Origin of the sequence: Bradyrhizobium sp. CCBAU 25360, assembly GCF_028128695.1 — a bacterium.
In the GTDB taxonomy this organism is placed as follows: Bacteria; Pseudomonadota; Alphaproteobacteria; order Rhizobiales; family Xanthobacteraceae; genus Bradyrhizobium; species Bradyrhizobium ottawaense.
Window position 1 is genome coordinate 83,977 of the sequence record NZ_LBJA01000032.1, and the last position, 13,282, is coordinate 97,258.

At 65.3% G+C, this 13,282-nt stretch carries 11 protein-coding genes; 9 read left to right on the top strand and 2 right to left on the bottom strand.

All coding sequences use genetic code 11. The features are described from left to right. Nucleotides 1-226 precede the first annotated feature (226 nt). Nucleotides 227-1,186, bottom strand: coding sequence for an aminoglycoside phosphotransferase family protein (locus tag XH81_RS09405; RefSeq protein WP_028139728.1), 960 nt, complete (start codon nt 1,184-1,186; stop codon nt 227-229). 234 nt (nt 1,187-1,420) lie between these two features. After that, nucleotides 1,421-2,761 carry a sn-glycerol-3-phosphate ABC transporter substrate-binding protein UgpB gene (gene ugpB / locus XH81_RS09410; protein ID WP_028139727.1) on the bottom strand — a complete coding sequence of 447 codons (1,341 nt, stop codon included), beginning with the start codon at nt 2,759-2,761 and terminating at the stop codon, nt 1,421-1,423. Between the two features lie 184 nt (nt 2,762-2,945). On the opposite strand from ugpB, the gene XH81_RS09415 reads away from it, so the two are divergent. The 9 genes from XH81_RS09415 to XH81_RS09455 all read left to right on the top strand — a co-directional run bounded on the left by XH81_RS09415 (nt 2,946) and on the right by XH81_RS09455 (nt 13,275). After that, entirely contained in the window at nt 2,946-3,941 is a 996-nt protein-coding gene (locus tag XH81_RS09415; protein WP_049801935.1) for a TRAP transporter substrate-binding protein, read from the top strand. Between the two features lie 6 nt (nt 3,942-3,947). Further along, a complete protein-coding gene (locus XH81_RS09420) occupies nt 3,948-6,026 on the top strand; it encodes a sensor histidine kinase (protein ID WP_244429081.1) in 2,079 nt (692 codons plus the stop codon). After that, nucleotides 5,996-7,741, top strand: coding sequence for an ATP-binding response regulator (locus tag XH81_RS09425; RefSeq protein ID WP_028139724.1), 1,746 nt, complete (start codon nt 5,996-5,998; stop codon nt 7,739-7,741). Before XH81_RS09420 ends, XH81_RS09425 begins: the two co-directional genes overlap by 31 nt. A gap of 10 nt (nt 7,742-7,751) precedes the next feature. Continuing rightward, entirely contained in the window at nt 7,752-8,489 is a 738-nt protein-coding gene (locus XH81_RS09430; RefSeq protein ID WP_028139723.1) for a response regulator, read from the top strand. Nucleotides 8,490-8,921: 432 nt separating this feature from the next. Continuing rightward, a complete protein-coding gene (locus tag XH81_RS09435; protein WP_018316842.1) occupies nt 8,922-9,533 on the top strand; it encodes a sigma-70 family RNA polymerase sigma factor in 612 nt (203 codons plus the stop codon). A gap of 434 nt (nt 9,534-9,967) precedes the next feature. Next, complete coding sequence (locus tag XH81_RS09440; protein ID WP_028139722.1) at nt 9,968-10,666, top strand: cytochrome c biogenesis CcdA family protein; 699 nt, start codon at nt 9,968-9,970, stop codon at nt 10,664-10,666. Nucleotides 10,667-10,697: 31 nt separating this feature from the next. Then, a complete protein-coding gene (locus XH81_RS09445; protein WP_028139721.1) occupies nt 10,698-11,261 on the top strand; it encodes a thioredoxin family protein in 564 nt (187 codons plus the stop codon). 82 nt (nt 11,262-11,343) lie between these two features. Continuing rightward, on the top strand, nt 11,344-12,318 hold the full coding sequence (locus XH81_RS09450; protein ID WP_028139720.1) for a hypothetical protein: 975 nt from the start codon (nt 11,344-11,346) through the stop codon (nt 12,316-12,318). A gap of 363 nt (nt 12,319-12,681) precedes the next feature. Beyond that, nucleotides 12,682-13,275 carry a L,D-transpeptidase gene (locus tag XH81_RS09455; protein ID WP_028139719.1) on the top strand — a complete coding sequence of 198 codons (594 nt, stop codon included), beginning with the start codon at nt 12,682-12,684 and terminating at the stop codon, nt 13,273-13,275. The last annotated feature ends 7 nt before the right edge of the window (nt 13,276-13,282 follow it).

Below are 13,282 nucleotides of genomic sequence, written 5' to 3' on the forward strand. Positions count from 1 at the left end.
GCGTGCGCCGCCTTCGTCTCGATTGTCCGTAATTGCATACAAAGATACAGATTTGCTTATTTAATGAGCTACATTGGATAGACGCCCGCCTAATAAGCATGACCGTCATTCCGGGGTGATGCGCCGCATCGAGGCCAGAATCCATCGGGCGGCAGAACGCGCGGGACCATGGATTCCGGGCTCGCCGCTGCGCTGCGCCCCGGAATGACGGATCGAGGTAGTGCGCTCACCCCGTCCAGATCAACTCCTGCAATTCCAGCAGATCATCCGCCTGCTCCTGCCAGCCCTCGATGCAGATGTGGCTGTTGAGGTCGCTGGCGCGGTGCAGCAGCATCAGGGCCATCAGCCGGCGCTTCAGCGTATAGTCGAGCTTCGTATAGCCAAAGCCTTCGAGCAGGCTCTTCACCCTCCCCGGCCGGCCCGCCGCCATGAACGCGCCGGGGCCGAGCAGGTCGTAATCGCGCCATCCCGCCAGCACGTCGCCGAAGTCGAACAGGCCTTTGAGCGACCACTGGCCGTCATCGCAGGCGAGCAGGAAGTTCTCCGGGATGTACTCGCCGACCAGAAAGACCGGCGGCGCATCCATCGGAATGAGCTTTTCCGCATCGCGCAGGAGATCGTCGAGGCCTTTGAGGAATTTCGGCGCGAGGCCGAGGCGCGTGTGCCGGGCACGGCAGCCTAGCATCTGCGCACGCATGAAGTCGTCCCAGCGCGGCTCGATGTTCGCCAGCGGTCCGAGCGGGACGCGCTGGACGCTCGCGATGGTCTCGCCGATCTGGCGCAGCAGGCGCTCCTTCTGCGCTTCGGGCAGATGCGGCCAGACCTCCGAGCCGAGCGTGCCGGCAAGACGGGTGATGACGAGATAGGGCCAGCCGTCTCGCGTTCCTTCGGCGACGATCTCGGGGATCGGCAGATCGAGATGGCCTTTGAGCTGCATCAGCGAGCCGCGCTCGGAGACGAATTGTGCGTGCAGCAGCGGCGGGAAGATTTTCAGGATCAGCGTCTCGCCGAGACCAACCACGAGGTTGGTGCCGGTCGCAAACACATGCGGCGCGCTGATGTCGAGATCGTGGCTGCGCGCGATGTCGAGGGCGATCGGCAGCCATTGCGAGGACGCGGAGCGAAAGGCGCGAAAGCTTTCGGAGTCGGTGAAGGCCGGCAGTGTTTGCGATGGAGCGATCGTCATTCAGGTGTTTTTTTGTTGATTCAGTGCGAGCCAAGAAGACGGTGCACCTCTCCCGCTTGCGGGGGAGGTCGGCGCGTTCCGGGCGATGCGAAGCATCGTCCCGCGCCGGGTGGGGGCTCTTTCCTCTAGGGGATTATCCCGTTGTGGAGACACCCCCACCCCAACCCTCCCCCGCAAGCGGGAGAGGGGGCGCACCTCACTCGAGGTCGCAGCGGTGTCCAATCGCAACATGCATTACCGCTCCGGACTTGCCCGCTCGAACTGGCGAAGCAGCTTGTTGCCGCGCTCGACGGCGGAATCCAGCGCGGCTTGCGCGCTCTTCTGGCCGGCGAACGCCTGCTCCAGTTCGTCCTCGATCGCGCCGCGGATCAGGACGAAGGAGCCGAGCCGGATGCCCTTCGAGTTCTCCGTCGGCGGATTGAGCGTGATCTCCTCGAACGAGATCGCCGAGCCCGGATTGCGCTCGTAAAAGCCCTGCGTGCGCGTCAGCTCGGACGCGGCGCGGGTGATCGGCAGATAGCCGGTGTTCTGATGCCAGGCGGCCTGCACGCCGGGCTGCGACAGATAGGCGAAGAACCGCGCCACGCCCTTGTATTCCTCGCGCGGCCGGTCGCGCAGCACCCACAGCGTGGCGCCGCCGATGATCGAGTTCTGCGGCGCGCCCTTCACGTCGGGCCAATACGGCATCATGCCGTAGCCGATCTCGAATTTCGAATTCGCTCTGATGTCGGCGCGCGTCGCCGAGGAGCCGATGAAGATGCCGCATTCGCCCTTCTGAAAGCGCGGCTCGGCCGCTTGGCCGCGGCCGCCATAGTCGAACAGTTTTGTCTTTTGCCATTCGGCGAGCTGGGCGATGTGCATCACCACGACCGGATTGTTGATGGTCAGCTCGGCGTCGAGCCCGGCAAAGCCGTTGCCGCGCGTCGCCAGCGGCAAATTATGGAAAGCGGAGAAATTCTCGACATGGATCCAGGACGGCCAGGACGTGGTGAAGCCGCACGCCGCACCGCGGTCGCGCAGGCGCTTTGCGGCCGCGCCCAATTCCGGCCAGGTCTTCGGCGGCGCGTCCGGATCGAGGCCGGCGTCGCGGAACATAGTTTTGTTGTAGTAGAGGATCGGCGTCGAGGAGTTGAACGGGAACGACAACAGATTGCCGGCCGCGTCGGTGTAATAGCCGGAGACCGCGGGCAGGTAATCGGTCAGCGAGAACGGCTCGTGCATGTCCCGCATCAGGCTGAACACCGGATAGATCGCGCCCCTGGCCGCGGTCATGGTGGCGGTGGCGACCTCGTTGACCTGGACGATGGCGGGCTGGCTGCGCGAGCGGAAGGCGAAGATCGCGGCGGTCACCGTCTCGGTGTAGTTGCCCTTGTAAGCGGGCACGATGCGGTAATCGGACTGCGAGGCGTTGAAGTCCGAGGCGAGCTTTTCCAATTGCCGCCCAAGCTCGCCGGACATGGCGTGCCACCACGCGATGTCGGTGGCGGCGCGCACGGGCGCGGCCAATGAGAGAGCCGCCAGGGCGGCGACGAGCTGCAAAAGGCGCAATGCTGAAGTCACGATGGCGCTTCCCATGCCGCACGACAAAGGCGGCTGCCCTGCTTAAGGCGCGGCATTTGCGGTTTCAACCGGGAATGAACGCCGGCCGCGCCGCACAATTACACGGCCGCGCCGGGCGGGATGGCCTTCCCCCGACCATCTGCTAGATTGCATTGAACCTTTTGCTCCCGCCATAGACTCCACCACTGAGGGGTTGAGTGTGCCAGTGTTGAGCCGTGCCGAACTCTCGCGGACCGGAGTGATCGTCGTCGCGCTTCTGCTTGCCGTCTGTGCGACGGGCGCCGTTGCACGCGAATTTCGCTCCGCCGATACCCAGACCGAGGATTACCCGACCGTCCAGGCGCTGCGCTACATGGGCGCGCTGATCGCCGAGCGCAGCGGCGGCCGCCACGAGATCAAGGTGTTCCACTCCCGCCAGCTCGGCGAGGAAAAGGAGACCATCGAGCAGACCCGGGCCGGCGCGATCGACCTCAACCGGACCAACGTGGCGCTGATCGGCAACTTCGTGCCGGCGATGAACGTGCTCGCCATGCCGTTCCTGTTCCGGTCCATCGAGCACATGCAGAAGGTGCTGGACGGGCCGATTGGCAGCGAGATCCTGAACAGCTTCGAGCCCTATGGCTTCGTCGGGCTCGCCTTCTACGATTCCGGGGCGCGGTCGATCTACAACGGCGCCCGCCCGGTGAAGACCATCGCGGATCTCAAGGGATTGCGGATCCGGGTGCAGCAGTCGGAGTTGATGAGCCAGATGATCCGCTCGCTCGGCGCCGAGCCGGTCGAGATGCCCTATGGGCAGGTGCTCACCGGGCTCGCCAACCATCTGATCGACGGCGCCGAGAACAACTGGCCATCTTTCGTGACGACGGATCATTACACGCACGCCGGGCATTATACGCTCACCGAGCACACGATGAGCCCCGAAGTGCTGGTGATCTCGCTGAAGGCCTGGCAGAGCCTGTCGCCGGACGACCAGAAGATCTTCCGGGAGGCCGCGCAGCGCTCCAGCCGGTTCATGCGCGAGAAATGGCGCGACCTCGAGGAGCAGTCGCAGCGCAAGGCGCAGGAAGCCGGCGTCACCATCATCAGGGAGATCGACCGCAAGCCGTTCGAGGACGCGATGGCCCCGATCTACGCCAAGGCCGGGCGCGATCCCGCCGCGGCCGCGCTGATCGAACGCATTCGCAAGGTGGAGTGAGCCGCGTTGGCTGCACTTGGACATACCGAGCACCCAGACCGGCCGTCCGGCCCGATCGGACGGCTGCGCGCACGGCTGGTCGGCGTGCTTCGGGCGGTGCCGATCCGCTGGCGCATCCTGTCGATCGCCGCGCTGAACTCCGCCGTGGTGGTGGTGCTGGTGGGGATGATCTGGAACGGCGCGCAGGTGCTGGGCTCGGCCTGGGACGACGTGCGCCAGGTGCGCGAATCCGACCGCATCCTGGCGCTGCTCGAAAGCGAGACCGGGCGCCTGCACAATCTGATCCACCGCTACATCAACCAGCCGAGCCCCGACCTGTTCGCCGAGATCCTGCTGCTGCGCGAGGCGGTACTGGGCACGCTGACCAACCGCGCCGCCAAGGACCCGATGCTGTCGGGCTCGGTCGAGGAGCTGGAGCGCACCACCGACCGCTTCCTCAACGGCTTCGGCGAGCTGCGCAGCGTGCAGGCCACCATTGCCAAGACCTATGAGGACCAGGTGCAGGGCCCGGCCAGGGACATGGCCGGCCTCTATTCCATCATCGAAGGCGCCACCGGCCATCGCGACGCCCTGATCTGGCCATCGCTCGGCAAATCCCGCGAGGCCTTCACCGCGATGCTGGTGGCGGCCAATTCCTACTATCTGTCGCTGTCATCGGGCGCGGCCGACGACGCGCGCCGCAACACCGAGACGATCGAGAAGACCATCCCCGTGATGATCGATCTCGCCGACAACGACCTGCAGAAGATGGCCTTGCGGCGGCTCGGGGCCCGCACCGCCGCACTGCGTGAGGGCTTTGCAAAGCTCTCCGAGCAGCTTGCCAGCCGCACCGAGCTGCTCCGCAACACCATCGACGCCAGCCAGGCCGAGGCGATCGGCGCCATCGACGACCTCTCCACCAAGATGCGCAAGCGCGAGCAGAAGGCGCAGGAGACCTTCGACCGCACGCTGGCGGATATTTCCCGCCGTGTCCTTTCCATTGCGGTGATCTTCCTCGGCATCATCCTCACCGCCGGCGTGATGATCGCGCTGTCGATCCGGCTGCCGCTGCAGCAGATCATGGCGGCGATGCGCGCGATCACGCTCGGCGATCTCGACCGCGAGGTGCAGGGCACCAAGGCCCGCGACGAGGTCGGCGCCATGGCGCGCGCGGTGGAGGTGTTCCGCGAGAACGCGATCGCGAAGCGGCAGACCGAGGACGAGTTGCGCGCGTCCAAGGAGAAGGCCGAGAGCGCGCTGCTCGAGCTCAATACCGCACAGCAGAATTTGATCGATGCCGAACGGCTGGCAGCGCTCGGCGGTCTCGTCGCCGGCGTCGCGCACGAGGTCAACAATCCGATCGGCATCAGTCTGACGGTGGCTTCGAGTTTTGCCCGGCGCAGCGAGATCTTCGAGGCCCAGCTCAAGGGCGATGGGGGCCTGCGTCGCTCGCAGCTGGAGGAATTCGTGCAGTCCTCACGCGACGCCTCGCAGCAGCTGGTCGCCAATCTGCAGCGCGCCGGCGAGCTGATCCAGTCGTTCAAGCAGGTCGCGGTCGACCGCTCCCATGCCGAGCGGCGGCAATTCTCGCTCAGCGAGGCCACCGACCAGATCATCGCCAGCCTGCGCCCGGTGCTGAAGCGCTCGCCGATCACGCTCCAGGTCGACGTGCCCGAGGGGCTGCTGCTCGACGGCTATCCCGGCTCCTATGGCCAGATCCTGACCAACCTCTTCCTCAACGCCGCCAACCACGCCTTCGCCGACGGGCGCGCCGGCACGATCATCATCTCGGCGCGGCCGCGCGGGGCCGACGACGTCGAGCTCATCTTCACCGACGACGGGGCCGGCATGACCTCCGACGTGCAGCGCCAGGCCTTTGACCCTTTCTTTACCACCCGGCGCAATGAAGGCGGCACGGGACTCGGGCTTCATATCGTCTATAACCTCGTCACCCAGCAGCTCGGCGGGCGCATGATGCTGGAATCCAAGCTGGGACAAGGCACCACTTTTCGCATTATCATGCCCCGGGTCGCCAAGGGCGGCGCGCAAAGCACAGAAAGTGACGGGACTTCTCAATGGCCGAACAGGACGATGTCCTCCACCTGATCGACGATACCGGTACCGCGTCGGAGGATGCCAACGCCCGGAAATGGAAGATCGCCGTCATCGACGATGATCCGGCCGTGCATGACGGCACCCGCTTTGCGTTGTCCGACTACAGCCTCAACGGCCAGAGCCTGGAGATCCTGTCGGCCTATTCCGCGGCGGAAGGCCGCAAGCTGATGGCCGAGCACAGCGACATCGCCGCCGTGCTGCTCGACGTCATCATGGAGACCGACGTCGCCGGCCTCGAGCTGGTCGAGTTCATCCGCAACGAGATCCGGAACGAGACGGTGCGCATCATCCTGCGCACGGGACAGCCCGGCCAGGCGCCCGAGCGGCGCGTGATCGTGCAGTACGACATCAACGACTACAAGGCCAAGACCGAGCTCACCGCCGACAAGCTGTTCACCTCGCTGACCGCGGCGCTGCGCTCCTATCAGCAGCTCGAGCGCATGGTGCAGACACGGCGCGGGCTCGAGATCATCATCGACGCGGCCTCGACGCTGTACGACTTCAAGTCGATGCAGCGGCTCGCCGAGGGCGTGCTGACCCAGCTGGCCTCGCTGCTCAACGTCGATTGCGCCGGTATACTGGTCTTGCGCGACAATGGCGGCATCGACCCCGAACTCTCGGTCCTCGCCGGCAGCGGCTGCTATAGCCGCTTCATCGGCACCACGACGTCGAAGGCGCTCGACCCCGAACTGCGCGAGATGGTGGAGGCCGCGTTTCAGCGCCGCAAGAACGAATTCGCCGACCACCGCAGCGTGATCTATTTGCGCACAGGGTCCGGCCGCGAGGTGGTAGTGCTGCTGCAGGCCGAGCGCGAATTGTCCGAGACCGACCGCTCGCTGGTCGAGATTTTCTCCTCAAGGCTCTCGATCGCCTTCGACAACGTCATCCTCTATCAGCAGCTTCAAGCCGCCAATACCCAGCTGGAGGACCGCGTCGCCCAGCGCACCCGCGCGCTGATGCAGGCCAACCGCCGCCTCTCCGCGCAATGGCTGCGGCTGCAGCGCGCCAACGGCTTCAAGAACGAGATTTTGGGCACGGTCGCGCACGATCTGAAGAACCCGCTCGGCGTCATCCTCGGCCGCACCGAGATGCTGAAGGAGCTGATCTCGACCGGCGCCTCGGAAAACGGCGTGGTCGCCCAGGTCGACCACATCCGCGACGCCACCAAGCGCCTGACCACGATGGTCGACCATCTGATCTCGGACGCGATGGCCGATGCCTTCGACATCACCATCCGCCGCGAGCCGGTCGACGTCGCCGCCCTGGTCAAGGAGGTCGCCGAGGCCAACCAGCCGCTCGCCGTCAACAAGCAGCAGGCGATCAGCGTCGCCGCGCCGGCCAACATCGTCACCATGTGCGACACCGACCGCATCCGCGAGGCGATCGACAATCTCATCAGCAACGCCATCAAATACTCACCGATCGGCGGCAAGATCGACGTGGTCGTCAGCCACGAGGGCGGCGACACCGTCGTCCGCGTCAGCGACGAGGGCGCCGGCCTGTCGCCGGAAGATCTCGGCCGCCTGTTCGGCCGGTTCCAGCGGCTGTCGGCCAAACCGACCGCCGGCGAGAGCTCGACGGGACTTGGGCTCTCCATCGTCAAGCGTATCGTCGACATGCATGGCGGCGAGGTGACCGCCGACAGCGAAGGGCCCGGCAAGGGCTCGACCTTCACCATCACCCTTCCCGCGACCGAAATGCCGTGACGTAGAGACCATGACCCAAAGCCAGCACATCATGATCGTCGACGATGAAGCCCCGGCCCGGGAGATGGTCGGCGATTATCTCAAGATGCACGGCTTCACCGTGACGCTGTGCGACGGCGGCAAGTCCTTGCGCGCCGCGATCCAGGGCAGCATGCCCGATCTCGTCGTGCTCGATCTCAACATGCCCGAGGAAGATGGCCTCTCGATCATCCGCGACCTCAAGAGCCGCATCAACGTGCCAGTCATCATGCTGACGGCAACCGCGAGCCCGATCGACCGCGTGGTGGGCCTCGAGCTCGGCGCCGACGATTACGTGGCCAAGCCCTGCGAGCTGCGCGAGCTGATGGCGCGCATCCGCTCGGTGCTGCGGCGGAGCGTGCCGGCCAAGGCCGCAGCGCCTGATGCGGCGGCGGCGAAATCCGACAAGGAGCAATTGGTACGGTTCGGGACAAAGTGGCTCGATCTCGAAGCCCAGGCCCTGCGCGACGACGAGGGCAACGAGCATCCGCTGACCGCCTCCGAGTTCGGGCTGTTGAAGGTGTTCGCGGCCAATCCGAAGCGCGTGCTGTCTCGCGAGCGCTTGCTGGAATTGGCTAACGCGCGCGACGCCGAAGCCTTCGACCGCGCCGTCGACCTGCGCATCATGCGCATCCGCCGCAAGATCGAGCCCGATCCGGCCAAGCCCGCCGTGATCCGCACCATCCGCGGCGGCGGCTATCTGTTCTCGCCGGCGGGCGAGAAGGCGTAAGCCTCACACTCCGCCGTCGTCCCGGACAAGCGCGCCCTTGGGCGCGCGCAGATCCGGGACCCATAACCCCAGGCCGTGGTTTGGCGTGAAAGCGCCCACTCCGAGTCCCCGGAACCACTCCTCCCTTTGGGTATGGGTCCCGGGTTCGCTTCGCGCCCCGGGACGACAGTCTGGCGCGACCGAACGCAAGTCACCAAGATTCGTTCCGTGGCGCCCCCGTCCGCCTCAACACCCCTATCCCCGTATTTTCCGTACATTGAAATTCCACGACTTTTCGTCCCGAATGTTTCGTCGCCATCCCTCCGACGAAACAATTTGGCGGCGCACGAAACCATTTTCCCCTTTTCGTGCAGACGTCCCGAAACGTTGGCTCATTAACACTTTGGTCCAAGGAAACGCCGCTCGGTTGCGGCGCTACGGGGAGCCAAGTCAATGCGGAACGTCATCGCCATCAACGCCCAGGCCAGCCAGAGCATCATCGCCGCTCAGGCGACTTCGGACGACATGCTTCTCGAGAGCATTGCCGACGGCAACCGGACGTCGATGCATATCCTTTATTGTCGGCACAGCGTGCGGGTGTACCGCTTCATCCTGCGCATCGTGCGTGACGCCACCGCGGCGGAAGACCTCGTCAGCCAGGTGTTCCTGGACGTGTGGCGGACCGCCGGCCAATTCCAGGGCCGCTCCCAGGTTTCGACCTGGCTGCTGTCGATCGCCCGCTTCAAGGCGCTGACTGCGATGCGCCAGCGCCGCTTCGAGGACATCGACCAGGAGGACGTGCGGCAGATCCCCGACGATTCCGATACGCCGGAGACCTCGCTCGACCGCAGCGACACCAGCGCCATCCTGCGCGCCTGCGTGCAGAAGCTGTCGCCCGCACATCGCGAGATCATCACCCTCGTCTACTACCACGAGAAGTCGGTGGAGGAGGTCGGGCAGATCATCGGCATCCCCCAGAGCACGGTGAAGACGCGGATGTTCTACGCCCGCAAGCAACTGGCCGAATTGCTTAAGGGCTGCGGCGTCGAGCGCTTCGCTGCCTGAGGCCAAGGATTTCAAAGGGATAGGGCCGCCGATCTGGCCCTCTCCCGGGACACGGAAGTGTTACCGCCGACGAAACAATTGAAACAAAGCACAACATCAGGCGGAAAAACTTCCCCCCTATAAAGCTCTCATACGGTTTCGTTAAACCTCCCAAGGACTCCACGACCCGGACGGGATGCCCCCCTCCGGGTCGTTTTGTGTTTGGCGAGCCGTGACGTGGGCATTGCGACCCCCGCTGGGTCCTCCATCGTCATGGCCGGGCTTGACCCGGCCATCCACGCCTTCGGCGCGGCACCAAGAACGTGGATGCCCGGGACAAACCCGGGCATGACGACCTGAGGTGAAAATTGCCCCCCGTCACGAAGCCGTGACGCTCTGTAACGATCCACGCATCCCGCCCGAACTGCCCTCGTGACCTCCTTCACGAGTGCCCCATGCTCGACCTGATCTTCGCCGTCCTTGCCGGCATCCTCACCATCGCCGCGCCCTGCACGCTGCCGATGCTGCCGATCCTGCTCGGCGCCTCGATCGGGCGCGCGGGGCACTTGCGGCCCGCAATGATCGCGCTCGGTTTCGTCGTCTCCTTCTCCGCGGTCGCGCTGCTGCTCGGTGCGCTGACACGGCTGTTCGATTTCGATCCGAATGTGCTGCGTGAAGCCGCCGCGATCCTGCTGCTCGGCTTCGGCCTGCTGATGCTGTGGCCGGCGCCGTTCGAATGGCTGTCGAGCCGGCTCAATGGCTGGCTCGATCTCGGCAGTTCCGGCGCTACCCAGCGCGAGGGCGCGCTCGGCGGGCTCATCCTCGGCACCACGCTCGGCCTGGTCTGGACGCCCTGCGCCGGCCCGGTGCTCGGCTCGATCCTGACGCTGGTCGCGACCTCGAAGAATCTCAGCTGGGCCGGCACGCTGCTGATCGCCTACGCCATTGGTGCTGCGATCCCGATGCTGGCGATCGCCTATGGCGGGCAGGCCGCGACCACACGGGTGCGCAGCCTTTCGCGGATCTCGCCGCGGCTGCAGCAGGGCTTTGGCATCGTCGTGATCGCCTTCGCGGTCGCCGCCTATTTCCAATACGACACGCTGATCGTGGCGTGGCTCACCGGCTTCTATCCCACCGGCCAGATCGGCCTGTGATCATCCCTCATCGTCACCGGAGGACGCTTCCATGACTTTCAGACTGCTCGCCGTCTCCGCCGCCCTGATCGGCTTCACCGTCGCCGGCGCCGTCATCCCCGGCATCTGCGACGAGGCTGCGCGCGCGACCCCCGTCGTCACCGCCGCCGCAAGCCAGCAGACCGCGCCGGATTTCGCCGGCCTCACCAACTGGTTCAACTCGAAACCACTGAACATGGCCGACCTCCGCGGCAAGGTCGTGCTGGTCGATTTCTGGACCTATGGCTGCGTCAACTGCGTCAACACGCTGCCGCACGTCACCGAGCTCTATGCGAAATACCGGGATAAGGGCCTCGTCGTGGTCGGCGTCCACACGCCGGAATTCCCGTTCGAGCGCTCGGCCTCCAACGTGCAGGCGGCGCTGAAGCGCCACGGCATCACCTATCCGGTCGCGCAGGATAACGATTCGAAGACCTGGAACGCCTACAGCAACCAGTATTGGCCGGCGCAATACATCATCGACCAGACCGGCAAGATCGTGTTCCAGCACGCCGGCGAAGGCCGCTACGACGAGATCGACCGCACCGTGGCCAAGCTGCTGAACGTCAATGGCTGAGTGCGGCACGCGCGGCTCCCTTGTTGCTTGACTCCACGGACCCGTCCGTGGAGTTTCGCGCTGACGCAATCAGCCGCCCGCAATGGACGACACGCCCCTCAATAACGACATTCGCCTTCGTGAAGGCTCCTCGATCGCGCAGCGGCTGGTGATGTCCGGCTTTGCGGCGGCCGTTGCGCTGTGCTTCACGCCCGGCCTGTTCACGCATGACACGCCGGAAATCGTCATCTCGGTGGTCGCGCTGCTGGTGGGCGCGGGGTTCGTCGTCGGCATCATGATGGCGCCGGCGGTGGTGTGGATCATCACGGCGAACGAGATCCTGATCGGGCGGCAAAGCCCGTTTGGGAAGCTGCGCACACGCATCGTCGCGAAGGACGACATCACGGCGTTGCAGGTTCCCGGCAACAAGCGGGTGAAGGCCCGCTTTCAACTCGTCTTCACGCTGACCTCGGGGGAACGGCTGACGTCGCCGCCGATCTCCGACGTCACGCATGTTCATGACACCGTGGCCCGGATCGCCACGCAATTCGACGTTCCCAATGTCGAGGAACCCGTCAATCCGCTCGATGCCAGCAATCCCGAGATGCATCTTGGCGAGCCTCTCGAGGCGTTTCCCGCACGAGACATCCGCATCGTCGCGTTGATCGCCGTCGCGTTGTCCGCTGTGCCCTACGCCTACAAGCTCTGGCGCGGATGGCCGCCCAGCCATGTCGATATCCTGCTGCTGCCGCTCGGCGCGCTCGCGGCGTTCGCGGTGCATCGCTACGCCAATCTCGTGACCGGCGCGTTCTGGATCGTCCGCGAGGGCGATATCCGTATCGAACGCCTATGGGGCGACGGCACGCCGCGCGCGGACCATATCGAGGGACACGAGGTGAAGACGATCACCGTCGACCGCCGCGGCCGGTCCGAGGACGAGCACTGCATCGTCACGATCCGGCTGCGCTCGGGACGACGGTTTCGCAGTCCCCGGATCGGATCGCGGGTGGAGGCGCGGGCGGTGGGGACGGAGATTGTGAGGCGGCTGGGGATCGCTGCGGAGAGCAATAAGATCTAGCCGGCGTCTCGCGCCAGTTGTCGAATTTGATCTCACCGCGAGTTCGGTCTGAGCCTCTCCCGCTTGCGGGAGAGATCGCGCCGAAGGCGCGGGTGAGGGCTCTCTCCTCTGAGGGAGTCTCCCTGGAGGCGAAACCCTCTCCCCAGCCCTCTCCCGCAAGCGGGAGAGGGAGCTCACCTCCCGAGCGGTGACAAACTATGCTTTTCGCGCCATCCCCTGTTTGTGGCATTGCGAGGACCCCGTCAAAAAACCAAAGCATTCTCGTGACATATCAGGGTGGCGCGCCATCAACTTGCCATGAACATGCCCCTCAGGTTTGATGGTTCCGAATGATTTGCGCCGTGGCAGTGGGGAGAGCTTGAAATGACGGATTTTCGTCGCCTGACCGGGACGTTCGTGGCCGCGATCGGCCTGATCCTGTCCGCACCACATGCCATCGCGCAGCAGCCTGATCGCGGCGACGAGCCGGGTCTGGTCGCCGACGATGGCTACCAGCTCGAGCCGGAATGGCAGAAGCAGGTGGTCTATTTCCGCACCACCGAGACGCCGGGCACCATCATCATCTCCACGGCCGAGCGCCACCTTTACCTGGTGCAGCCGGGCGGGCGCGCGATCCGCTACGGCATCGGTGTCGGCCGCGACGGTTTCCAGTGGCAGGGGCTGGTGAACATCACCAACAAGAAGGAGTGGCCGGACTGGACGCCGCCGCCGGAGATGATCCAGCGCCAGCCCTATCTGCCGCGCTTCATGGCAGGCGGCCCCGGCAATCCGCTCGGGGCACGCGCCATGTATCTCGGCACCACCGTCTACCGCATCCACGGCACCAACCGTCCTGACACGATCGGCACCAAGGTGTCCTCGGGCTGCTTCCGCCTCGTCAACAACGACGTCGCCGATCTCTACGACCGCGTTCCTGTCGGCACCAAGGTGGTGATCCGGCAGAAGCCCGAGCTGTAAGGCTATC

Excerpts from the sequence above, each read along its gene's own strand:
- XH81_RS09440 (WP_028139722.1), top strand. The coding sequence starts at position 9,968 with ATGCTCGACCTGATCTTCGCCGTCCTTGCCGGCATCCTCACCATCGCC.
- XH81_RS09425 (WP_028139724.1), top strand. The coding sequence starts at position 5,996 with ATGGCCGAACAGGACGATGTCCTCCACCTGATCGACGATACCGGTACC.
- XH81_RS09450 (WP_028139720.1), top strand. The coding sequence starts at position 11,344 with ATGGACGACACGCCCCTCAATAACGACATTCGCCTTCGTGAAGGCTCC.
- ugpB (WP_028139727.1), bottom strand. The coding sequence starts at position 2,761 with ATGGGAAGCGCCATCGTGACTTCAGCATTGCGCCTTTTGCAGCTCGTC.
- XH81_RS09435 (WP_018316842.1), top strand. The coding sequence starts at position 8,922 with ATGCGGAACGTCATCGCCATCAACGCCCAGGCCAGCCAGAGCATCATC.
- XH81_RS09430 (WP_028139723.1), top strand. The coding sequence starts at position 7,752 with ATGACCCAAAGCCAGCACATCATGATCGTCGACGATGAAGCCCCGGCC.
- XH81_RS09445 (WP_028139721.1), top strand. The coding sequence starts at position 10,698 with ATGACTTTCAGACTGCTCGCCGTCTCCGCCGCCCTGATCGGCTTCACC.
- XH81_RS09455 (WP_028139719.1), top strand. The coding sequence starts at position 12,682 with ATGACGGATTTTCGTCGCCTGACCGGGACGTTCGTGGCCGCGATCGGC.
- XH81_RS09405 (WP_028139728.1), bottom strand. The coding sequence starts at position 1,186 with ATGACGATCGCTCCATCGCAAACACTGCCGGCCTTCACCGACTCCGAA.